At 35.4% G+C, this 24,725-nt stretch carries 21 protein-coding genes and 2 pseudogenes; 1 reads left to right on the forward strand and 22 read right to left on the reverse strand.

Annotated features, from left to right (window positions below):
- Positions 1-202: 202 nt before the first annotated feature.
- The 10 genes from Q9306_RS16905 to ald all read right to left on the reverse strand — a co-directional run bounded on the left by Q9306_RS16905 (position 203) and on the right by ald (position 11,915).
- Positions 203-1,021 (reverse strand): alpha/beta hydrolase, encoded by an 819-nt coding sequence (locus tag Q9306_RS16905; protein WP_306200577.1) that lies wholly within the window; start codon positions 1,019-1,021, stop codon positions 203-205.
- Positions 1,022-1,040: 19 nt separating this feature from the next.
- A complete protein-coding gene (locus Q9306_RS16910; protein WP_306200578.1) occupies positions 1,041-1,859 on the reverse strand; it encodes an ABC transporter ATP-binding protein in 819 nt (272 codons plus the stop codon).
- A gap of 15 nt (positions 1,860-1,874) precedes the next feature.
- Positions 1,875-2,897 (reverse strand): FecCD family ABC transporter permease, encoded by a 1,023-nt coding sequence (locus Q9306_RS16915; RefSeq protein WP_306200579.1) that lies wholly within the window; start codon positions 2,895-2,897, stop codon positions 1,875-1,877.
- Positions 2,890-3,897 (reverse strand): FecCD family ABC transporter permease, encoded by a 1,008-nt coding sequence (locus Q9306_RS16920; protein ID WP_306200580.1) that lies wholly within the window; start codon positions 3,895-3,897, stop codon positions 2,890-2,892. The genes Q9306_RS16915 and Q9306_RS16920 overlap by 8 nt, the downstream gene beginning before the upstream one ends.
- A gap of 18 nt (positions 3,898-3,915) precedes the next feature.
- The gene (locus Q9306_RS16925; RefSeq protein WP_306200581.1) at positions 3,916-4,884 is read right to left on the reverse strand and encodes an iron-hydroxamate ABC transporter substrate-binding protein; all 969 of its coding nucleotides are present in this window, start codon (positions 4,882-4,884) and stop codon (positions 3,916-3,918) included.
- A gap of 492 nt (positions 4,885-5,376) precedes the next feature.
- On the reverse strand, positions 5,377-6,609 hold the full coding sequence (pepT, locus tag Q9306_RS16930; protein WP_306200582.1) for a peptidase T: 1,233 nt from the start codon (positions 6,607-6,609) through the stop codon (positions 5,377-5,379).
- A 147-nt stretch (positions 6,610-6,756) separates the two neighbouring features.
- On the reverse strand, positions 6,757-7,476 hold the full coding sequence (locus Q9306_RS16935) for a YebC/PmpR family DNA-binding transcriptional regulator (protein WP_306200583.1): 720 nt from the start codon (positions 7,474-7,476) through the stop codon (positions 6,757-6,759).
- 750 nt (positions 7,477-8,226) lie between these two features.
- Positions 8,227-9,642 carry an amino acid permease gene (locus Q9306_RS16940; protein WP_306200615.1) on the reverse strand — a complete coding sequence of 472 codons (1,416 nt, stop codon included), beginning with the start codon at positions 9,640-9,642 and terminating at the stop codon, positions 8,227-8,229.
- Positions 9,643-9,752: 110 nt separating this feature from the next.
- The gene (gene tdcB, locus Q9306_RS16945; RefSeq protein ID WP_306200584.1) at positions 9,753-10,751 is read right to left on the reverse strand and encodes a bifunctional threonine ammonia-lyase/L-serine ammonia-lyase TdcB; all 999 of its coding nucleotides are present in this window, start codon (positions 10,749-10,751) and stop codon (positions 9,753-9,755) included.
- Between the two features lie 54 nt (positions 10,752-10,805).
- On the reverse strand, positions 10,806-11,915 hold the full coding sequence (ald, locus tag Q9306_RS16950; protein ID WP_306200585.1) for an alanine dehydrogenase: 1,110 nt from the start codon (positions 11,913-11,915) through the stop codon (positions 10,806-10,808).
- 521 nt (positions 11,916-12,436) lie between these two features.
- Between ald and Q9306_RS16955 the strand changes: the two genes are divergently transcribed.
- Positions 12,437-13,774, forward strand: coding sequence for an APC family permease (locus tag Q9306_RS16955; RefSeq protein WP_306200586.1), 1,338 nt, complete (start codon positions 12,437-12,439; stop codon positions 13,772-13,774).
- A gap of 145 nt (positions 13,775-13,919) precedes the next feature.
- Here Q9306_RS16955 and Q9306_RS24675 read toward each other — a convergent pair whose 3' ends face one another.
- The 12 genes and pseudogenes from Q9306_RS24675 to moaA all read right to left on the reverse strand — a co-directional run bounded on the left by Q9306_RS24675 (position 13,920) and on the right by moaA (position 24,710).
- The gene (locus tag Q9306_RS24675) at positions 13,920-14,363 is read right to left on the reverse strand and encodes a methyl-accepting chemotaxis protein (protein ID WP_371932394.1); all 444 of its coding nucleotides are present in this window, start codon (positions 14,361-14,363) and stop codon (positions 13,920-13,922) included.
- A 93-nt stretch (positions 14,364-14,456) separates the two neighbouring features.
- Positions 14,457-14,909 (reverse strand): annotated as a pseudogene (locus Q9306_RS24680) (PAS domain-containing protein); the annotation flags it as partial.
- Between the two features lie 514 nt (positions 14,910-15,423).
- Entirely contained in the window at positions 15,424-16,698 is a 1,275-nt protein-coding gene (locus tag Q9306_RS16965; protein ID WP_306200616.1) for an MFS transporter, read from the reverse strand.
- A 113-nt stretch (positions 16,699-16,811) separates the two neighbouring features.
- The gene (locus tag Q9306_RS16970) at positions 16,812-17,459 is read right to left on the reverse strand and encodes a TetR/AcrR family transcriptional regulator (protein ID WP_306200588.1); all 648 of its coding nucleotides are present in this window, start codon (positions 17,457-17,459) and stop codon (positions 16,812-16,814) included.
- Between the two features lie 443 nt (positions 17,460-17,902).
- Positions 17,903-18,013 (reverse strand): annotated as a pseudogene (locus Q9306_RS16975) (methyltransferase); the annotation flags it as partial.
- A gap of 255 nt (positions 18,014-18,268) precedes the next feature.
- Positions 18,269-18,490, reverse strand: a complete 222-nt coding sequence (locus Q9306_RS16980) for a hypothetical protein (protein WP_371932395.1) — start codon at positions 18,488-18,490, stop codon at positions 18,269-18,271.
- 266 nt (positions 18,491-18,756) lie between these two features.
- A complete protein-coding gene (locus tag Q9306_RS16985) occupies positions 18,757-19,806 on the reverse strand; it encodes a P-loop NTPase (RefSeq protein ID WP_306200618.1) in 1,050 nt (349 codons plus the stop codon).
- Positions 19,807-20,024: 218 nt separating this feature from the next.
- A complete protein-coding gene (gene moaD / locus Q9306_RS16990; protein ID WP_306200590.1) occupies positions 20,025-20,261 on the reverse strand; it encodes a molybdopterin converting factor subunit 1 in 237 nt (78 codons plus the stop codon).
- Positions 20,262-20,265: 4 nt separating this feature from the next.
- Positions 20,266-20,730 carry a molybdenum cofactor biosynthesis protein MoaE gene (locus Q9306_RS16995; protein WP_306200591.1) on the reverse strand — a complete coding sequence of 155 codons (465 nt, stop codon included), beginning with the start codon at positions 20,728-20,730 and terminating at the stop codon, positions 20,266-20,268.
- On the reverse strand, positions 20,711-22,027 hold the full coding sequence (locus tag Q9306_RS17000; protein WP_306200620.1) for a molybdopterin molybdotransferase MoeA: 1,317 nt from the start codon (positions 22,025-22,027) through the stop codon (positions 20,711-20,713). Before Q9306_RS17000 ends, Q9306_RS16995 begins: the two co-directional genes overlap by 20 nt.
- Positions 22,028-22,047: 20 nt before the next feature.
- Complete coding sequence (locus Q9306_RS17005) at positions 22,048-23,064, reverse strand: molybdopterin-synthase adenylyltransferase MoeB (RefSeq protein WP_306200592.1); 1,017 nt, start codon at positions 23,062-23,064, stop codon at positions 22,048-22,050.
- A 629-nt stretch (positions 23,065-23,693) separates the two neighbouring features.
- Positions 23,694-24,710: a GTP 3',8-cyclase MoaA gene (moaA, locus tag Q9306_RS17010; protein WP_306200593.1), complete on the reverse strand. Its 1,017-nt coding sequence runs from the start codon at positions 24,708-24,710 to the stop codon at positions 23,694-23,696.
- Positions 24,711-24,725: the final 15 nt, after the last annotated feature.

Genomic DNA, 24,725 nt, shown 5'->3' on the forward strand with positions numbered 1-24,725 from the left:
GACTTCTTAAGAAGGATTGTATCGTTTCACACTACAAATTTCAAACCATAGCTTCTGCTTTTAGTTTTTATTAAAAAACATATCGCTATATGCTTGAAAAATCTCAGTTAATTGAAAACCAATTAAAGACATTGTGTATACACTATGACCTTATTTTCCTATTAATTAAAATCTAACTTGAATAATAAACCATACCCCACCATTATTGATGAAATACAAAACGTAATGCCCCGCTTAAAACGGTTGGTACTACAGATATGTGATTTTCTTCATCAGCTTCTTGAAACAAAAATCGTAATCTATTATGTTGTATCTTTAATAATCGCTCTGATAATGCCCTTGTATCCTGAACCATATGATCTTTTTCTAATGATCCTACTGTAAGAAAAACACCAACTTTAGAATCTATTTTATTTAACTCATTTATAAAATTAGACTCTCTTTCAAGAATAGATTGATTATTCCACCAAATAGAAGGGCTGCTTATAAAATATGTTTGAAATGCATGTATGTTTGTATATAAGACGTGCAAAGCAAACAGTCCGCCTAGCGAATGACCAAATAATGTTTGTTTCTTTATATCAATTGGGAACGATTTATTAAGCTCTGGTTTTAACTCTTCTTCAATAAAATCTAAAAACTCATTTGCCCCTCCTGTTTTCGGCCACAGCTTACCATCTGGTCTTGGCGGTAAAGTAAGAGACGATGTTGGAGGAGTGAAATCATAAAATCGATATGCGGAAACAAAGTTTTCTTCTATTGGATAGCCAATCCCAACAATCATCGCCGGTACAACTCCTGTTTTTTCAGATCTACCAGATTGTACCCGTACAGTTTCTTGAAATGTTTGAAAGAAAGCATTTCCATCTAACACATAAATAACAGGATATCCAGAAGGTGGTGCTGTCTGTTTCGGCTTTGCTATATAAATTTGGTATTGACGATTTTCTCTTTTCGAATACATCGTCCATTGTTCTGTATTAGAAATCATGACATTTTGTGTCTCTGAACAGAATTGCATCTTATCCCCCCTTGCATTTTTAACTTGTTACATAAACTTCTGCATGTTCTTCTTGTAATGCACTATCATATCCAAAACATACAGGAGCACCATTATAAGGATCTATCATTACTCTTGCATCAATATGAAACACACTCTTCAATACTTCTGTTGTAATGATTTCTAATGGGCTGCCAATCTTAATAATTTCTCCTGCTTTCATCGTAATGATTTCATGTGAAAAACGAGCTGCATGATTAATATCATGTAAAACCATAACAACTGTACATTTATGTTCTTGGTTCAGTCGTTCAACAATTTGCAGTACTTCTAATTGATGAGCCATATCAAGATATGTAGTTGGTTCATCTAATAATAAAACTTCTGTTTCTTGTGCTAAAGCCATCGCCAACCATACTTTTTGCCGTTGTCCTCCTGATAAATTTCCAATTTGACGGCTACGAAAATTTATAGTATTAGTAATAACCATTGCCCATTCAATCATTTCTTTATCTTTTAATGATAATTTATTTACATTGTTCCGATGCGGATATCGTCCGTAAGAAATAAGCTCTTCTACTTTCAATTCTGATGGCGCAATTGGATTTTGTGGTAATAACGCAAGTTGCTTCGCGATTTGTTTCGTTGGAATAGTATGCAAATCTTGCCCCTGTAAATACACCTTTCCATTCGTCTGTTTTAAAATTCGTCCCATTGTTTTTAGTAGTGTAGATTTCCCGCACCCATTTGGCCCAATAATCGTAGTCACTTTTCCTTTTTGTATTTCTATATTTAAATCACGAAATACCGTAAACTTTTCATAACTTGTTTCTAAGTGTTTTGTGCTTAACACACTCATTCCTTTTCACTCCTTTTACGCCTTCGCTTTAAATAATAAATATAGAAAATATGGTACACCGATAATTGAAATGACGATTCCAACTGACAATTCTACTGGTGCGAAAACTGTCTTTGCAATAAAGTCAGAGACGATAACAAGTAACATACCAATCACACCACACACCGGAATCACATGATTATGCTGAATTCCAACAAGGCGTTTTGCAATATGCGGAGCCATCAATCCAACAAAACCAATACTTCCAGAAACAGAAACGCAAGCACTTACTAAACCAATAGCGCTTAATAATAAAATGGATTTCTCTTTTTCAACTGAAATTCCTAAGCTTTTTATACTTGTCTCTTCTAGTTGAAACATATCAAGTAAATATGTTTTTCTTTTAATAATAGGAATTAAAAGAATGAACCATGGCAACATCGCAACAATATATTTCCAGTTTGCATTATATATGCTCCCCGAGACCCAAACTGCCGCCATTTCAAAATCCGTGGCTTTCATTTTCAAAGATAAATATAAAGAAAAAGCACCAAAACCTGAACCAATTGCTATTCCGGTTAATAAGAGGCGCTGTGAATCTAATCTTCCGCTTTTCCAAGAAAAACTATAAATTAAGATTGCAGAACAAAGTCCTCCAACTAAACCGAATAATGGCATAAGCATAATAGAAAACCAGTCCGTACTCTTAATTTGTCCTTGGAAGAAAAACATAAAGACAACAATTGCTGCCCCGGCCCCTGCATTAATTCCTAAAATACCTGGTTCAGCCAATCCATTTCGAGTAACACCTTGAATAACAGCTCCTGCAATCCCAAGACCAAGCCCTACTAGTGCTGCAATTACGATTCTCGGGAGCCTAAAATCAAATATAACTAAATCATGTTCGGGCACTGGATTCATCCGAAATATCGTCTGAATGACATCCATAACTGTCATATCGAACGTACCATTCGTTAAACTAATATAAATTGCCACTACAACTAAAAACAGGATCACACTAAATGTAACTACATAGCGCTGCCTCGAATCTCTATGCATGCTTCTCTCCTCCTCTTGTTCGAATTAAATACAGGAAGAAGGGAATCCCAATCAATGCAGTAACAACTCCAATTGGTGTTTCAAACGGATAATTGACAAATCTACTCAATACATCGCATAAAGCAAGAAATACTCCGCCGATTACCCCCGCACATGGCACAATCCATCTATAATCTACTCCAACTAAAAAGCGGGTAATATGAGGAATAATAAGTCCAACAAAGCCAACCTTCCCTACTATAGCTACAGCAGTACCTGTTAAACACACAACGGATAGGATTGCAGCAGCTTTAACAAGTTTTGGACGTTGACCTAAATTAATAGAAACTTCTTCTCCTAACGAGAGAATTGTAATAGATTTGGATATTATAACCGCTAAAATGATACCAATTACACCAAATAGAATTGATAGTTTTAATATATTCGGATCAATTTGATGTAATTTCGCATTATACCAAAAGCTAACATTTTGGGTGAGCTGGAAATAAGATGCGATTGCTGTTGCTGTACTGCTTAAAAATGTCCCAATAACTGTTCCAATAATGGCTAAACGAACTGGTGACAATCCATTTCGAAGCAATGAGCCAAAGCCGAAAACAATTCCCGCTCCTAATGCTGACCCGAGCATAGAACATAAGATCATATTTACTGAGGACATTCCAGGAAAAATCACCATACAAATGGTAATAACAAAAACCGAACCATCTGTTACACCCATAATAGAAGGAGATGCAAGATAGTTTCTTGTCATCCCCTGCATAAGTGCCCCTGATATAGCCAAAAATGCTCCTACTAAAAGTGCCCCAATTACTCTCGGTAAACGGGACGTAATAATAATATTATGATTTACATTTCCCGAATCAAAATGAAATAGCGCATTCCAAACTGTTTCAAAACTAATATTTTTCGCTCCATATAAAATAGATAACATAATTGCAAATATAATTAACACAGGTGCCAAACATAAAATTATCATTGGTACTGCACTCATTTTCCGCATATCTTTCAACGCACCTTATTATTTAGATAAATTTTTCTCTGCAGCTTTTAAGAAAGCTGTCTTACTCCAAGCTGTACCACCTTGTGCCATAGGATCAACGGCGTTTACAAATACTTTTTTATCTTTTACAGCTTTAATACTTTGCCAAATTGGATTGCTTTGTAAGTCTTCTAACGCTTTCGGATTATCTTTATTTTCAGTTTCTTCAAATTGTAAGAAGATATAGTCTGGATTGATTTCAGCAAATTTTTCTAAAGAAATTGCTTCTTGTGCTTTTACAGCTTTCATTTGTTCTGGGACAGTTAACCCTAAATCTTTATAAATAACGGGATTGAAATATACTCCTTCCGGATAAAGATTCAAACTACCAGCCCTTAATCTTACTACAATAACTTTTTTATCTTTTAATTGATCTGCTACTTTTTCTTTTGTTTTCGCAGCATCTGCTTTATAGTCTTTTATAATTTTTTCAGCCTTATCTTTTTTATCAGTTAGCTCACCCATTAATTTCAAGTTCTCTTCCCAATTTGTTGAAATATGAGAAACCGGGAATGTTGGTGCTACTTTTGTAAATTTTTCAGCTGTCTCTGCTGGGAATTTAGAACTAGATGTAATAACATCTGGCTTTAAATTCAGAAGCGTTTCAAAATTCGGCTGCATTTTTTCACCGATAGATTCGGCACCCTTTAAATCTTCAGCTAAATATTCAGGTAATTTCCCACCTACCGTAATTGCACCTACTGGTTTCACTCCAAGTACAGCTGCATCTTCCATCGATTCTAAACTGGCTGTTGCGATTTTTGTTACTTTTGCAGGAACTGTATATTCTTTGCCGAGGTATGTGATTTTCTGTTTTTCACCTTTCTTCGCTGTAGCTTCTGCACTTTCTGATTTCTTTTCACCCGAGCTTTTTTCTGTGCTATTGCATGCAGCAAGGCTGAAACTTAATACTGTAACCATTCCAAGTGTAAATAATTTTTTATTCATATTTTAAAGTACTCCTTTCAAAACTAATAATTAACCACCTTGTCAACCTAACGAAATATTATTCTTATCTATGTATAGCGTTACAATTATATATATCCAAATTAAAAAACCGACATAAAAACCTCTTTCTTTTTAGGGGAGGACGAGAGCATCTGGCCGTGCATAGAAGCGGTCAGGGCCTTTTCCTGCCACATACGATGTTTTAAAACAAAGGGAAAAAGCGAGTACAGGTGGTGTTGCAGTCTGCATAACAGCAACTTATATGTCGAAAAATTAAAATTGATTTATATAGCCAATATTGAAGCTCTCATTTTTCACTTCCTCTATTAAACATAGTATCTGTTCCTTCTTAATTTTTTGATAATGATTATCATTATTGATTATATGGTTAAAATAAAATTATTTCAATAATAATCGAAAATTTTTAACAAAAAATAGAAAATAATATGTAAAAACCCCGAATAGCACATCGCTATTCGGGGTTTTTACGTATTATACTTTCTCTTCAAACAATCGTGCAATTTCAATAATAACTTGAACCGCTTTTTCCATGTTATCTACAGACACATATTCAAATTTACCGTGGTAGTTTTCCCCGCCTGTAAAAATATTTGGTGTCGGTAATCCCATATATGATAACTGTGAACCGTCAGTTCCTCCGCGAATCGGTTGAATATTCGGTTCGATATTAAGATTTTTCATTGCTTCATATGCAATATCAACAATCTCTTTCACCGGTTCAATCTTTTCAAGCATATTATAATATTGATCATTCATCTCAAGTATGATATTTTCCGAACCATATTTCTCTTGCATTTGTTTTGTAATAGCTGCAATGTTCTCTTTTCTAGTATTAAAATGTTCGCGATCAAAATCACGAATAATGTAAGTAGACTGACTTCGCTCGACATCACCATTCATAGAAATAAGGTGATAAAATCCTTCATATCCCTCTGTATACTCCGGCGCTTCTTCTACTGGTAGTTGTCTATGGAATTCCATTGCGAGCTTATTAGCATTTTTCATTTTATTTTTAGCTGTTCCTGGATGAGTGCTATTCCCTTTGAAAGTGAGCTTGGCACCAGCAGCGTTAAAGCTTTCATACTCTAATCCACCTAGTGGACCTCCATCCATTGTATATGCAAATGAAGCTCCAAAAGCTTCTACATCAAAATGAGCTGGACCACGGCCAATTTCTTCATCAGGTGTAAATGCTACTCTAATTTCCCCATGTTTAATTTGTGGGTTATGTAATAAATAATTCATTGCCGTCATAATTTCTGTAATGCCTGCTTTATCATCTGCACCAAGAAGTGTTGTTCCATCTGTTGTAATTAATGTATGCCCTTCATAAGATGAGAGCTCTGGAAATAATTCTGGAGTTAATACAACACCTAGCTCCTTATTTAACGTAATTGTCTTACCATCAAAATTTTCATGAATTTGTGGCTTCACATTTTTCCCTGTAAAATCTGTTGCTGTATCTAAATGAGCTAAAAAACCAATTACAGGAATTTGTTTGTCCGTATTCGCAGGAAGTGTCGCCATGACGTAGCCATTTTCATCCATCGTTACTTCTGATAATCCAAGCTCTATTAATTCTTCTACTAATTGCTTTGCAAACTCAATTTGGCCAGGCGTTGATGGAACAGTATGACTTTCTGCATCAGATTGCGTATCCACCTTAACATATCTTGTAAAGCGTTCGATAATTTCTTGTTTCATGCTACTTCACTCCTTTTCGTCTATCTGTATATATTATAAACCTTTGTGAAACGTTTTTTTATTTCTTTTGACTTTATCTTTTAAATTTCAATGAACAATCAAAAAAAGCAGGCCTTTATTCCAAAACAAAGGCCTGCTTTTCTAATATTATTCACCTAAATCAACATTGTGATACACTTGCTGAACATCATCTAAATCTTCTAATGCATCAATCATTTTTTCAAATTTCACTTGTGCATCTTCTGGAAGTTCTACTTCATTTTGTGCAAGCATTGTTAGTTCAGCAACTGTAAATTCAGTTATACCAGCATTTTTAAATGCCTCTTGCACTGCATGGAATTGATCCGGTTCCGCGTAAACGATAACTGCTTCCTCTTCTTCCAAGATGTCACGTACGTCTACATCTGCTTCCATTAAGATTTCAAGTGCTTCATCTGCTGTTTTACCTTCAAGACCAATAACAGCAGTTGCATCAAACATATACGCTACCGATCCGTTTACTCCCATGTTACCAGCATTTTTGCTAAATGCAGCACGTACATCTGCTGCAGTACGGTTCACGTTATTTGTTAATGTATCTACAATTACCATTGATCCATTTGGCCCAAAGCCTTCATAGCGAAGTTCATCATAGATTTCTTCTGAACCGCCTTTTGCTTTTTCAATCGCACGGTCAATAATTGTTTTCGGTACGCTGTACGTTTTTGCACGTTCAAGTACAACTCTTAAAGTCTGGTTAGATTCAGGATCTGGTTCTCCTTGTTTTGCTGCTACAAAAATTTCACGTCCAAACTTCGCATAAATACGACTCGTATTTGCATCTTTTGACGCTTTTTTGTCTTTAATATTGTTCCACTTACGTCCCATACTTGTTCCACTCTCTTTCAACTTTGAATCTACATAAAAATAGTAATATAAAATATGCTGTTTCTTCAACATTTTTTTATTATATTTCACATTGTTAACAAAAAAGACAAATTGAAGATGTCACATTTATTCACTACATTATATTATACCTTATTACAAGTTTAATAATCAAAGAAAGATAGGTTATTCTTATCTATATACAAGTTAAAAAACAGAATAAAAACCTCTTTTTTTAGGAGGGACGAGAGCATCTGGCCGTGCATAGAAACGGGCAGGTCCTTTTTCTACCACATGCAAGGTTTAAAACAAAAGAGAAAGCAAGTAGCGAATCATCCTTTATTCTGCATAGCAGCGACTTGTATGTAAAAAATTAAAATAGATTTATATATAAATACAAAAACATACAAATCCTTTTTTTAGACGGGCAAGAGCATCTGACCATGCATAGTAGCGGTCAGAACCTTTTTCTGCCACGGGCAATGGTTAAAACAAAGAGAGAAAACGAGTGCAAGGCGCTTTTTTCTCTCTAGTAACAACTTATATGCCGGAAAATTAAAATGGATTTATATATTGATGTATACTACCAACTCCATTAAATTTTTTGAAGGTGTTTCGAGCGATAGTTCATTTTTCAAATTATTATGACATATCTTCATACAGCAAAGCTTAAACAACCTTTTAAAAATAGCAATATATTCAAAATATCAATTCTGTATAAAATCACATAAATTATACAAGTAATTCTTCTTTTCAACTCATTTCTTCAAATCTATTTTCTGAAATATTCTCTTCACTTATATGACTATGCTTTTTTGAATACGCGAAGTATACAAATGCTCCGATCGCTAACCATATTCCAAAATATAACCACGTTGTGAAAGGTAGATTAATCATTAGAAATACACAACATACAATTGAAATAATAGGTAAAACTGGCACAAGCGGAACCATAAATCCACGCTGTAGTCTCGGGTGCGTTTTACGAAGAATAATTACAGATACACCGACCATCGCAAATGTTAAAAGTGCCCCAATATTCGCTAAATTTGATAACTCTTTTAAATCGAAAAACCCAGCAATTAAAGCGCTTCCGATTCCTGTTAACCATGTTGTAAATACTGGTGCTTCTGTTTTTTTATTAATTTTCGCAAATGATTTTGGAAGTAAACCATCACGGCTCATCGCGAAAAATACACGTGTTGCCGCATAGATGTATGCAAAAATTACAGCCATAATACCAATTACTGCTCCAATTGCAATCACACCAGCCACTTTATCTTGTCCAACAACTTCTAATACATAAGCCATCGCTTCCGGTACATTTAATTCTTTGTACGAAACCATTCCTGTCATAACAAGACAAACTGCAATATAAATGATTGTACAAATAGCGAGTGATGCAATAATACCAATCGGTAAATCGCGCTGCGGATTTTTTACTTCTTCTGCTGAAGTTGCCAGCGCATCAAATCCTAAAAAAGCAAAGAATACAGCCGCTCCGCCTGCAAAAACACCACTTAAGCCATACGGTGCAAATGGAATCCAGTTTGCTGGTTTAACATAAAACATACCAACAGCAATAAATAATACAACAATACTAATTTTAATTAACACCATTGCATTGTTCACACGTTTACTTTCTTTCGTCCCACGTGATAATAACCATGTTAGTGCAAGCGTAATCATTACTGCTGGCAAATTCACAATACCGCCCTGTGATGGAATTGTTAGTAACGCCTTTGGTATTTCTAATCCAAATCCACTTATTAGGTTGTGAAAATACCCCGTCCATCCACCAGCTACTGCCGCTGTTGTTACGACGTATACGGATAGTAACGTCCATCCCATTAAGTGTGCTACAAACTCTCCAATTGTTACATATGAATACGTGTATACACTACCTGATACAGGAAGTGTAGAAGCAATTTCGGCATAGCATAAAGCTGCAAATCCACAAACAATTGCTGCAATCATAAATGAAAAAATTACCGCCGGCCCAGCATCTCTTGCTGCAACTAATCCAGTGAGCACAAGAACTCCTGTGCCAATTATCGCACCAATACCTAACATTGTTAGGTCAAACGCGCCCAATGATTTCGTTAAAGTTTTACTTTGACTTTCTTTTAACAACTGGGTAACAGATTTCTTTTTAAATAAATTAACTATCATAATTACCCCCTTATATTAAGAAAAGCTAAGAGGATCTCTCTTAGCTCTTCCCGTGTTCTATGAACCTATTTCTCAGTCGCGTTTTTTATTTAACAATTTTCAAATCATTATTTTACTTCGTTCGCAAAGAAATGCTCACATACGCTAGAAATACGAGTTAAATCAACATTTCCACCAGAAATAATCGCTGCTACTTTTTTTCCTTTTATATAGGAATCAACTTTACCAGCAAGAAGTGCAGCTGTCGCTAATGCTCCCGCACCTTCTACAACAGCTTTTCCGCGTTGTAATAAATCTTTCATAGCTACTTCTAATTCATCTTCTGATACAGTTACAACGTCATCTACTAACTCTTTTACAATTTCAAAAGTTAAAGTTCCTGGAATTTTAACTGCACATCCATCAGCGATAGTAGGTGCTTCGAAATGCTCTGTAATTTCGCCTTTATCATATGAAGCTTTCATTCCATGAACATTATCAGCTTGAACACCAATTACATTGATAGAAGGATTAAAAGATTTAAGGGCTACCGCGATTCCGGCAATAATTCCGCCGCCGCCAATCGGTACAATGACAGTATCAACATCCCACATATCATCAAGAATATCGATGCCAATCGTTCCCTGACCTGCCATTACTTCTACATCATCATATGGATGTAAATATGTTTCTCCCGTTTCTTTTATAATTTCTTCACATTTTTCTTTTGCATCATCAAACGTATCACCATATAAAATAACTTCTGAACCGTATCCTTTTGTTGCTTCAACTTTCGCTTTTGGAGCAGAAGTTGGCATTACAATTTTACTTTTAATTCCAAGTAAATGTGAAGATAATGCAACACCTTGTGCATGGTTACCAGCTGAACAAGCAATAACGCCACGAGCTTTTTCTTCATCTGTTAAATTAGAAATTTTATTGAATGCCCCGCGAAATTTAAATGATCCTGTTAATTGCATATTTTCTAATTTTAAATATATTTCCCCGCCTGTTTTACTTGTTAAATAAAAGGATTTAACAAGCGGTGTTTTACGAGCGTTTCTATCAAGAACTTGTTTGGCTTTTTTTATATCAACAATATTTAGCGGCAAAGTTTTCGTAATCATATTAACACTTCTTTCAATTGTTTATATTTTAACCTTAACGTTGTTCCTAAACTTTTATAAGACTTCTTTCAATTGTTTATAATCTAACCCTAACGTTGTTCCTAAATTTTCATACGTAATGGTACCTTTATAAATATTAACACCATGTACTAATGCAGGTTTATTTTGAATCGTTTCTTCTAAACCATCGTTAGCAATTGCTAATAAATAATCGATATTTCCATGCGCTAACGCCATAGTAGAAGTACGTGGGGTCGCCCCAGGCATATTTGGTACAGCATAATGAATGACATCGTGCTTAATAAATACAGGATCATTATGTGTTGTATAGTGATCAATCGTTTCAATCGTTCCACCCTGATCGATTGAAATATCAACAACAACACTGCCCGGCTTCATGGACTGAATCATGTACTCTTTCACAATTTTTGGTGGTCTAGCACCCGGAATTAAAATTGTTGAAATAAATAAATCTGCAGTTTTAATAGCTTTCTCTAAGTTTTCAGTAGTAGATTCGATAACTTCAACTTGATCATTTGCGTATTTTTCTTTTAAATAAGCAATTTGTGTTTGATTTAACTCTAAAATCGTTACGTGGCAACCGATTCCAACGGCCATATCACAAGCATTAATTGCAGCGTTACCTCCGCCTAAAATTACAACATTACCAGCTGGAATACCTTCTATTCCTGATAATAAAATACCTTCTCCTTCATGTTGTTTTTCTAAATAATAAGCTCCCATAAACACTGCTCGGCGCCCAGCAATTGCACTCATCGGTTTTAATAATGTTAAAACGCCATTCTCACTAATTGTTTCTCCAGCAATAGCAGTTGTTCCCGCTTTTCTCATCGCTTCCACACACTCTTTGGAAGCTGCTAGATGTAAAAATCCCCAAACAATTAAGTCTTTCTTAAAATATTTATACTCTTCCACTAAAGGTTCTTTTACTTTTACTACCATATCAACATCCCAGGCTTGCTCTTGATTAACTAAAATAGCACCTGTATTTGTATACTCTTCATTTGTATAACCTGATCCCACTCCAGCATCTTTTTCTACTAAGACTTCATGTCCAGCTTTAATTAATTTCTGGGCATTTTCTGGTGTCATACCAACACGTGCTTCACCTTTTTTAATTTCTTTAACTACGCCAATTCTCATGCTGACACATCCTTTTAAAATGTAATATACATTACATTATTTGTTATACGATTCAAATAAATTCGCGGAATATATCAAACACTTCGATACTTCCTAATTTGTTTGAATCGCCTGTTCACACCTACAAGATAGCACTCTGGAAAATATTGAGTCAACATTTTGTGAAATATTTCACAAAATGTTTTTTTTTATTTTGAAATAAAATTTTTCTCACAAAGAAGCATTGAACACGCTTAAAAAGTGTGCTAGACTTTGTCACAAGTAACATCTCTTATGAATTCAAATGAAATACAATTTTTATTTTTTTTAGTTATGTTTGTGAATTTTTTCACAATTGAAATTTAGAAATATCTTTAAAAAGATTGTATATATTTCTATAAAATTGCGAATTATATCACAAATAAAATTAAATCTTATTTGTATACAGCACTTTTAAAAAAATGAGAGGATCTATTATTATAATAAGAAAAAAATGAATTCATTCGAGGTTGTATGTATTTTGCGAAACAGGAGTGATTATTATGTCACAAGAACAACTAAAAAAAGAGATTGGCTTCTTCGCAGCATTAACTACTGTTATTGGTACCGTTATTGGAGCGGGTGTATTTTTTAAGCCTACTGCACTTTACGGCGCAACTGGTTCAGCAAGTTTAGGATTACTTGCATGGGTAATTGGAGGAATCTTAACTGTTTGCTCAGGTTTAACTGCGGCTGAACTATCGGCAGCTATTCCTGAAACTGGTGGAATGATGGCATATTTAAAACGTACTTATGGAAACTTAACTGCTTTCCTACTAGGCTGGGCACAAACGGTCATTTACTTCCCAGCTAATATTGCAGCACTCGCTATTATTTTTGGAACACAAGCAGTTAGTTTATTTGGATTAAATGCAAATGAACATAAAATGATGATTATTGGAATTGCTGTTGTTACGGCAGCATTCGTAACTTTGATGAACTTCTTAGGCGCGAAGGCCGCCGGAGGAATTCAAACCGCATCAACTATATGTAAACTAGTTCCTTTAGCATTACTTATTATTTTTGGATTATTGCACAAAGGCGACGTGACTCTTCAACTATTTCCTGTAGAAGCAGGACCAGGTAAATCCTTTATCTCTGCACTTGGCTCTGGCCTTCTTGCAACAATGTTTGCTTATGATGGATGGATTCATGTAGGAAATATCGCTGGGGAAATGAAAAATCCTAAAAGAGACTTACCTAAAGCAATTGTAATCGGGTTATCTACTGTTATGGTTGTTTACTTACTGATTAATATTGCATTCCTTATGGTAATGTCTGCATCAGCACTTGCAGGAACTGATACACCTGCATCTCAGGTAGCGACAATTTTATTTGGAGCAATGGGTGGAAAATTAGTTACAATCGGAATTTTAATTTCCGTATTTGGAACAATCAATGGATACATTATGACAGGCATGCGTATCCCTTATGCAATGGCATTAGAAAATAAACTACCGTTTAGTAAATGGTTTGCAACATTATCTAAAAATAGTCGCGTTCCTTATAATTCTGGAATCTTTATGTTATGTGTTTCTATCATCATGATGGTTATCGGCGGATTTAACGCATTAACAGATATGTTAGTATTTGTTATCTGGATATTCTATACAATGACTTTTGTAGCAGTATTCATTTTACGTAAAAGAGAACCGGATCTTGTGCGTCCTTATAAAGTACCACTATATCCTATTATCCCTATAATTTCCATTGTAGGTGGATCATTTATTGTTATTAATACTCTTTTCACACAAACGCTGTTAGCATTATGTGGTATCGGCTTAACTGCCCTAGGTCTTCCGATTTATTTTGCAATGCGAGACAAGCATGTAAATAAATAATTGTTTTGAAAAATATTGTAGGCGTGTATGAAATCCTTATTCTAAATAGATGATGGATTTTATACACGCCTCTTTCTATTATCAATCCTTGTTAGATTCATCTAACCAACATTTTCAGCTCAATTCCTTATCAGATTAAAATCTGTTATAAAATCTCTACGAATTGCTTAGCCTGTCGATCTAGAGAACTTGCGGATTCAGAAATGGATTCAAATTCATCAACGGTTTCGTCAATTAGCATTTTTCCTTCTTTAACACTTTCTGAAACAGCCTCAATACGTTTTGACATTCGATTAATTTCTAATGTAATACCTTCAACAGTATTTTTCACCTCACTAATAGAAAGTGAAACTTTATCAGAAAGATTTCGTACTTCTTTTGCGACAACATCAAAACCTCTTCCATACTCTCCAGCCCGTGCTGCCTCAATTGCTGCATTTAAAGCTAGCATATTTGTTTGTGCAGCAATATCTTGAATTGTTTTAACGATTCCTGATATAGAATTTGCTTGTTCATGAAGCTGAGATAAATTCGTTACGTTTTCATCAGATTCATCATTAATTTGCTGAATTTTACTGAGCAGAGACAAACCTCTCTCTTTTCCAACTTCAGATTTTTGAGAAAGCGTTTCTGATAAAACTTGTAATTCATTAGCTGTACGTAAAATACTATTTTGCCTATTCGTTATATTTGTAGCAATTTTAGAAACCCCAATTACTGTTTTCCCGTCATCCTTAAAGATAGGCATATATGTAGCTTCTAACCAAATTCGATTCCCTGCTGCATCCATGCGTTCAATTTTATCTTGATAACTTTTCCCATTTAATAAATCACGCCAAAACTTTTCATAGCTAAGACTGTTAGTAAAATCAGGGAAGCAAAATTCTTTGTGCAATTTCCCAATCATTTCAGTTTGCAAGTACCCCACCGTTCTTGCAAAAAGATCGTTAACATAAGCAACTCGGCGGTCAACATTAAAGCGGATAATTGCAAGGTTTTGTTCCATTGCTTTCAAAACTAACCGATCTGATCCTTCATCAATGGATAAATTCTCTCTACCATTCATTTCATTCATAAAATAATCCTCTTCTCTTTTACCCATAACCTTCATTCTAAAACACATGAAATACCCCATAATCGTTATATCAAAAATAAATAATATTGTCTACAATTTCCCCCATGCGAATCAACTTAAGAATTCAACTCAAGTGAACTAATTATCATAACTACTCAGCTATACCTTTTAGAAATTTAGAAAAGGGTATGATTCTAGTGATGATGTGTCTCTCTATTACTTATAAATTCATTTCTTGGCATATAGACTGCTGTTATGCAAACAAGTGCAGGATCCTGCACTTGTTGTCTACTTTTATTTTCAAACCTTGCACGTGGTAGGAAAAGGCACTGATCGCTCCTATACATCGCCAGGCCCTCTCGCCCATTTAAAAAAATGCTTTTCTGTCGGTTTTTCATAAAGTAATTGAGTAGTTACTAACTTATCTTTGTTATTTTTAGAAGACTTACTACTATAAAATGTATATCTTGAAACTTCCTAACATTAGTAAAGAAAGGAGGAGGACATCTCCTTCTTTCTTTATACATTTCTGATTCGTTTAAGAGATATTAGCGAGTGAAACACACCAACCATATCAAGCTGTTTCCTTCTCATTTCTCAATATCCTCTTTGTTGTAAATGCGATTACAATCATCGCAATACTTACAAACAGTATAGGAACATAAACCTTTATACTAAAAGCTTCAAATATAACACCATATATGACCTGACCTACAGGTGCCATACATTGTGCAACCCCCGTAATAATCGCCATGACTTTCCCTAAATTTTCATTTGGTGTTTTCTTTTGCACAGCGGTAATGACAAAAATAGAGATAATAATCATCACCATCGCAATAAGGATCGCACACAAGATAAAGAGTATAAATGACGGATAGTATCCAAAACTAAGTACAAAAGGCGTGATCGATAAAGCCATTGGTACAATCAATACGGCCATTATGAGAAACCAAAGATAAAGTTTTTTCATTTGCATCTTTTTCGCAAAAAAACCGATGGACAATGCCCCTAAAATTGTAGCAAAATCTATGAGTCCCATTCCAACGCCATACATTGTGTCACTACTTTGCAAGATTACCCGTAAAATGATGGGACCGCCAACAACAAACAACGGCGTGAGAATTAAATTGAGGAAAGCTGCAAGGATTATGCATTTCAAAATAAAAGGTTGCTTAACTACATAGATAACACCAACTTTTAAGTCGTTTACGATAGTCGATATGATATGTCCATCTTGTTTCCTTTTCACAAACGGGATATTAATAAAAATCGCTAATACTGCAGCTAAGAAAAAAGCAAGACAACTCATCACAACAAGCATTTTTACCCCTACAATACCATACAATACTCCGCCTAAAACAGGTGCTGCTACGCTTGATAGTGCTTGAACACCGTTTACAATACCGTTTGCCTGCTCCAATTTATTTTCCGCAACTAACAAAGGAACACTTGCCATGACAGTTGGGGAATACATGGCGCTAATAAACGCTAGCAAAACCATAACAACACCGATAAGTATCACGGAATTATTACCAGCCGCCAACAATAAAATAAAACAAAATACAATGGCACTACTTATAAAATCAAAAATCACCATGAGGTTGCGGCGGTTGAATCTGTCAGCAATAGCCCCGCCAAGAGGTGATAACAAAAGTGGTACATTTGATACAGCATACAACGTAGCATATATGTCTGCCCGGCCTGTTATGTCCAACACATAGAGAGATAAAGCAAAACGTAGGAGAGAGGAACCTAATACTGATATTATCTGTCCAATTACCATGAAGTGAAATGATTTAGAAAAAGGCTTTATATTACTATTATTTTGCATAATATACACACCTTTCATCATGAGATTAGACCGACTGTCGGTCTGAAATCTTATATAAAATACGAAAGCTAAATGTAGAGACAAGTATATTGATACTTATGAAGAAACTTGCTCTACATTTTTACATGATCTTATTCGTCATTTTCAGACTGTCTCATCAAAATATCTAAAATGTAATCAAAGCTGCCTTTTTTAGCTCCCAGAGTAGTCTCCATCATGTTAATAAACGCCTTTGCCCTTTTCATCATTTCATGAGGTTGCCAATGAAACAGTCCTTCATCAAATATTACTTGTGCAGAAGCGAGCAAAAATTCTATTGTTTCTTGTGGATAATCCGTCACAAAAACCTGTTCATTGATTCCTTGCTTAACCACCTCCGTCAAAACAGGTGTTAAATGTAAAATAGACTGAACTAAACTTCTCTGATGCATTTCAGCATTACTTGGCTGATGAAATTGTTCAATCATTTTTTCTTTGTTTCCCCCAGTTTTTGGTGCTTGCGCCATTAAAATATGAAATAATTTATCAAGTACTGGGATGTTAGGATCTGAAGCAATCTTTTTGGCTGCCGCTACATCTGCATTTACAATCCGTATAATAATAGCATCCATCACTTCCTCTTTTGATTTGAAATAATGATAGAATGTTCCTTTTGCGATACCGATTTCCTGCAGAATATCGTTTACGGTCGTTTTCATATATCCTTTAGAAGCAAACAATTTTTCTGCGGTATCTAAAATTTCATTTCTTCGTTCTTCATATTCTTTTACGATTCTCATGAATAAACTCCTTCTCACTAGACCGACTGTCGGTCTAGTGTAATTATATGTAAACACTTCAAAAAGTTGCTCTCTTTTATAGCCATATTTATTGGATAACCAAACATACTCTTACTCCATTTAGGAAAAATCCACGAGGACATTAATTGCGTTCCTCTTGATTCATTATAGATTACACTCTAATGAATCCATTTCTACACCAACGTCCTATTTCCTTCTCAAAATTATTAGCCCTGCAAGTTCACAAATTCAACTTGTAGGACTAATTTATTGCTACACTTTATGAATAATTAAATAAAATCTTCGTTCAACCTCCCATGGTGAAGCAATGCAAGAAATGTTTTAAAAAATTTGTATGTTCAGCTATATGCTCAAGAAAACAGCCTAAAAAAAGGGCCATTTATTATGCCCCTTTTTCACCGTTCTGTGAACCACAATTCTTATTACATTACCACTCCTATCGCAAATCCATCGTATCCTTTGCTTCCCACAGTCTGTATTGCCGTTGAGGATAGTTGTGATTCAGATGCGAGAGTATCAAAAAAACGACGAATTTCCCCTTTTTAATATATTTCTCCAATCCAAATTTTCTCCTATTATACGAGAAATCCCCTATAAAATAGATCTTTTCAATGTCTATTCTATAGGGGACATCTTAACTGTGTAGAGGTCTTTTTTTCTGGTGTTTACACTTTAAATTATGTTAATTAATTCTGATACTACACGCTTTTTGATATCCATGAGATTCAGCCTTTCCGAAAAGCGAACTACAGAAAACGCAAGTTACATACTACCGTTAATTCTATTGATTAACTTATGAGTAACTTTAATTGTTCATTTCTTTTCTCCCGCTCTTCTTTAGATGCTAGGTCGTACTTTTTTAAAAGGTGAAATAGTTCATTTAATATTTGCTGTGAATGATTGCTCTTTAGAAATTCACGTAAGTCTTTAACCAAACACTCAGATAAAAAGCATTGTTGAGTTTCAAGTTTATTGATTACATCTTCAGAAGAATGATCTACATTACACATTCCCATGAAAATCCCTCCTTATATTTCTGTTTTCATTTTATCTTCCTAAGAAATAATTGTCGATTCCATTAATAAGGTACGAAGAATTATTTTAGCTAACTAGAAGATTTGCATAAAAAAATTTCTTTCTATTTTTATGCCAGCCTTTTCGTTTTCTGATAAAGTGAAACTTCCATCAGTTGGGTTTTCTTCATCCCCCACCTAACTTCTTTGCTTCTCTCTAAATTTTGAGGTTGGATCTTACTGCCCGCGAATAGCGGGATAAATTACCCTTTGTAGATAAGATCTTGAGCTAAAGATGTAAACATCTCTCCAACAAGCAAATCTTCATCATATACGGATGAACCTTTATTTTCGTCAGGATTTGCAAAAGGTATTTGTGCAATCACTTCTGTTTGCAGTTGTTCTGCTAACATTTCGCCGCCACCTTTCCCAAAGAGATAGTTCCTTGAACCATCCTGTTCCTCATAATATGCCATATTCTCAACGATACCTAAAATATCGTGTTTTGTATGCTTTGCCATTACCCCTACTCTGGAAGCAACAAACGAAGCTACATGATGAGGAGTAGTAACTATAATTTCCTTTGCGTGAGGAATCATCGCAGCCACATCAATCGCAACATCTCCTGTACCAGGAGGCAAATCAAGAAGAAGATAATCTAATTCTCCCCAGTGAGTGTTGGCAACGAAATTTTGAATCCATTTGTTTAGCATTGGTCCTCGCCACATAACTGGGTTATTACCCTCTGTAAAAAATCCCATTGACATGATTTTAACGCCATGACTAACGACTGGAATCGCTATTTGATCTATCATTGTTGGCTTTTGATTAGCTTCCATCATTGCTGGGATACTGAATCCATATATATCTGCATCTAAAATCCCAACCTTTTTCCCCATACGAGCTAAAGCAGTAGCAAGGTTAATCGTCACAGTTGATTTTCCGACTCCACCTTTTCCACTTGTCACAGCAATAAAACGTACACCTGAATCAGGTCGCAGCATACTAGGCATACCGGTTTCTGTTCTCGAATTTTCCTTTAAAGTTTCTGTTAATACAGCTCGTTCTTCCTTTGTCATGGTGCCGAAAGTCAAAGAAACCTTAGATGCTCCTATGTTCCGAAGAGAGTCTTCAATATCTTGTTGAATTTTTGCCTTTAATGGACAACCTGGAATAGTTAAAATAACTTCAAGGTAAATCTGCGTGCCATCAATTTGAATATTTCTTACCATGTTTAATTCCACAATACTTTTGTGCAATTCTGGATCTTCTACATGGCTTAAAGCGTTCATAATTTGTTTATGAGTAATCATAAAACTCATTCCTTTCCGTCTCCTTAATTTGTATACAAAAAACACCATGAATAATAAAACCTAATACAATCGGCTTCATTACTCATAGTGGAATAGATTACTAGCAATACTTACTAATATACCAATCCAACCATTTTGGCTCTTCGTTCCAGTACGAGAAATTACTCATAGTTATCCTCCTTAATGCTGTATTCGAGCTGAAAAGAGAATAAAAAGAATTATCCTCCGCTTACAGGTGGGATAAACGCAACGGTATCTCCGGCTTTTACAATATCTTCGTCGATTACGAATTCTTCGTTAATAGCTACCATAACTTTATCCAACGATTGTAAATGATAATTATCTTTCAGCCATTCTTTTAATTGATGAACATTTATCTCTTGTTTTTCTATTATTACTAATTGATCTGAGCCGACTTCTTCTCGCAAATTTGCGAACAGTAAAATTGTAATCATCTTCTCATTCTTCCTTCTTCGGTTTTCCTTCTGGATACGGAGTATTTTCAAGCTGATCTCCAATCCACATCGTTCCATCTTCCCAAAATTCTTTTTTCCAAATTGGGGCGATTTGCTTAATACGTTCAATTGCGTATTCATTCGCTTCGTAGGCCACTTTACGATGTGGTGACGAAACTGCAATTACAACTGCAATATCCATTATTTCTAGTCGACCCACCCGGTGTGTAATTGCTATTTTTGCATCCGGCCACTTTTTTTTGATTTCTTCACCAATTTGAGTAAGCATTTTTACTGCCATAGATTTATATGCTTCATACTCTAGATGTAAAGTTCGTTTTCCTTTTGTTAATTCTCTTACTGTTCCAATAAAGGCTGTAATCGCACCTGCTTCTCTTCTTGCTACCTTATTCGTTACTTCTTCGACTAATATCGGAGTATCTACGATTTCAAATAGTACTTGTCCCATCAGAACCCCTCACTTTATAAGTTGGAATAATATCATACCAAGGCCATTCACTACCTTCGTTATCCTCTAATAAGAAAACATCTACTAACATCTCTTTTTTATATCCTCTCGTACCGCCTGGGAGTACGATAAAAGCGTTTAATTCTGCCAATGAAGAAACTGCACTAGACTTATCAAATCCTGATGGATAGGCAATTAATTGTTCTTCGTTATATTTGAGCTTTGCTCGTACAAATCTTGTAAATGGATTAGGTTTTAGAAAATTTTCTCCCAGCAGTGCTTTTTCTCTTTTTAAATGCGGCTTTTCACTAAACATATAGGTACGAATGCTAGGTCTTACGAATAACTCAAAACCTACATAACAAGCAGAGGGATTACCTGATAATCCAAATAATAATTTTTTATTTAATTGTGCTACGGTCGTCACGCTTCCAGGCCGCATTGCAACTTTGTTAAAAAGAACTGATGCCCCTAGTTTATTGTAGATAGCTGGCAAATAATCATAATCCCCTACCGAAACACCACCGGTTGTAATTAACATATCCACTTGACTTAACGCTTCTTTTACGGCTGCGTGGCACGTATCAAAATCGTCACTAAACTTCCCAAAGTATTTCACTCTTCCTCCTGCTCTTCGAATTTGGGACAATATCATGTACGTATTACTATTTCGAATTTTCCCAGGTTGTAGTGATTCATTTACGTCAAGAAGCTCACTCCCAGTCGCCAATACTCCAACTACAGGCTTTTTTGCAACGGGCACTTCGCTGTAACCAAAAGTAGCAAGGAGAGCTGAAATACCTGGATTAATGTAAGTACCTCTCTTCGCAAGAATCGTCCCTTTACGTGTATCTTCACCTTGAAAGGAAATATTTTCTCCTTTTTTGAATGAACGCTTCACTTCTATATAGGTTTTACCAACCTCCTCATATTGACGGGTCAGTTCTAACATCACAACCGCATTACATCCTTTTGGAATTTGTGCTCCTGTCATAATTCGAACTGCTTGAAACGGTCCTACCTCTTGAGGAAATATGGAACCTGCCCCAATCTCACCGATTACTTCGAATATAGTTGGATTCCCATAACTTGCCCATGCAGTATCTTCTGCTCTAATAGCAAATCCATCATAGGGAGAGCGATTGAAAGATGGAACATCATGATCAGCTACTAAATCCTCAGCTAATATACGTTCATAAGCTACTTCAAGTGGTATAAGTTCTTTTGAACCCTGCTCAGCAAATTCCATTACTTGATGGACGGCCTCTCCAACTGCAATCGGTATTCGTTTTTCTATCATTTTCCTCACTCCTTCTGTTACCCTAATAAACGATAGTATATTTTTTTCGCTTTTTGAATTTCGTTTGTCCCGTGGATAAATACACGCCCATCCTGAAACATAACCAAACGATAATTATCTAGTTGGCAACATAGCAAATACGGGTTTCGATTTACTTTCCCATGTTTTTTTAGCTGTTTTTCTAAATGGTCAAAATTGTAACGACTATTACGCGGCGGTCTAATTTGCACCGTATTTCTCCCACATAAAACAGCTGTCTTTGTTTGGTTTTCATAAGATAAATAAGGATAAGTTCTATGCGTACCGCACGAAGGACAATTGTCCTTTTTAATTTTTTCTAGTTTGATAGAATGGTGTTGATTACTCCATATATCAAACATTAAAAAGGTGTTTCTAATTGCCGAAAAATCTTCTACTAAAATTTTGAATGCTTCTGCCACTTGATACGCTGCCACTATTTGAACAGCGGGACTAATAATTCCAACTGTGTCACATGTCACTCCTGTAACTGGAACACTTTTAAGTACACAATGTAAGCACGGTGTTTTCTTTGGAATAATCGTATAGCTCATGCCATATCCCCCGACACAAGAACCATAAATCCAGGGAATATCATATTTTTGTGATAGATCATTTATCACAAATCGAATATCAAAATTATCTGTTGCATCAACGATTATATCGACATTGTCTAACAAAGCTTCCATATTTTCTATTCTTGCATCCATTACGAAAGCATGAATCTGTACCTCTGAATTGATTTGTTTCAACCGATTTTGAGCTGCAATTGCTTTTGGTAATTTTTCTATCGCATCTTGTTCAATATAAAGCTGTTGCCTTTGTAAATTACTCCATTCTACGTAATCACGATCAATAATCGTTAACTTTCCGATACCTGCACGAACCAACGCTTCTGCGCTTGCACTTCCTAATGCACCTGCCCCCACAATCAACACATGCTTATTTCTAATCTTCTCTTGTCCTTTACTCCCAATAGGAGCGAACAACTGTTGACGTGAATACCGCTCTATCATTAGATGGCCTTCCTTTCTAGTAAATAATGATCAATTAATTAAAAAATCTGCTGCATATGTGGTTATTATTTAAACATCTTTCTCTATATGACTTTGTTTCTGATAACAAGAAAAGTAAGCAAATCCAACAAATCCAGCTCAGCGATTTGTTCCGGTTTATGAATTGCCATAACCGATTCCTCCATTTATTCAAAATAAAAAAGCAGCTTCAAGAAACCCTTAACATAGTAAGGATTTTTGAATGCTGCTTAATCTCCCTGCACTTCTCTTACAGAGATATCAATCATCACTTTTACTATAAAATAGAAAATCTGCAAAACTTGCACACTTTCCACTTCGTATATTCAAACATTATCTATATAAATCCAAGTTAAAATCCCGACATATAAACCCCTTTCTTTTCTAGGTGGTCGAGAGCGTCTGGCCATGCGTAGAAGCGGTCAGTGCCTTTTTCTGTCACATGCGAAGTTCAAACAAAGGGAAGAAGCAAGTGCAGGAACTTTTTTTCTACATTGCAACAATCTATATGTCGAAAAATCAAAATCGATTTATATACTATAACAAAATGAATCTACCGATAGCTTTCTTTCCTAGTATTTTGAATGTCATCCTAACATATCATTTATTTCTCAGCCACCAATATGCGACATTTCAATTTTGGGCACTGTTTTTTTATTCGTGTTGTTCAACCGTTCATCCGAATAGCGATCTGAACGATTATTCCAAATGTCACGAATAACATCGGTAATCTCCTCATCGGTATACCCTGAACGAAGCAATTTTCTAAGATCATTTCCTTCGGAAGCAAACAAACAAGTATATAGCTTTCCTTCTGCGGAAATACGAGCTCTTGTACATGATGAACAAAAAGAATCTGTTACAGATGAAATAATTCCTATTTCCTCACCGCTATCGATATAACGATAGCGAGTGGCAACTTCACCAGGATAATTTGCTTCAATTCGTTCAAGCGGCATAACTTTATGAATTGTCTCTACTATCTCTTGTCTAGAGACCACTTCATCTAATTTCCAGCCGTTAAAATTTCCGACATCCATGTATTCAATCAACCGAAGAATATGCTTATTCTCTTTGAAGTATTGCGCCATTTGAATAACGTCCTGTTCATTTTTTCCTTTTTGGACAACCATGTTTATTTTAATTTTCATTCCAACTTCCGCTGCAGCCCGTATTCCTCCAAGAACTGTTTGCACTTTACTTCTATTACCATTTAAATAAGCAAATCGCTCTTCTTGCAAGGAATCTAAACTAACTGTCACACGCGATAAACCCGCCTTATATAAATCAACAGCAAACTTCTTGAGTAAGGATCCATTTGTAGTTACACCAATATCCTCTACTCCATCAATTTTATTAAGTCGTTCGATTAGCTCAGAAAGGTTTTTCCGAAGTAAGGGCTCTCCCCCAGTAATACGCAACTTTCTAACACCTAAAGAAACGAAAATGCGTGCTACCCTTTCAATTTCATCAAAAGATAAAATTTTATCATTAGACAAAAATGAATAGTCAGGACCAAATATTTCTTCCGGCATACAATATCGACAGCGAAAATTACAGCGATCGGTAACAGAAATACGCAAATCTCTTAAAGGACGGTGCAATTTGTCCAATGTGACAGCATTCATGTTTATTGCCTCACT

Source organism: Bacillus multifaciens, from assembly GCF_030756675.1.
GTDB lineage: Bacteria > Bacillota > Bacilli > Bacillales > Bacillaceae_G > Bacillus_A > Bacillus_A multifaciens.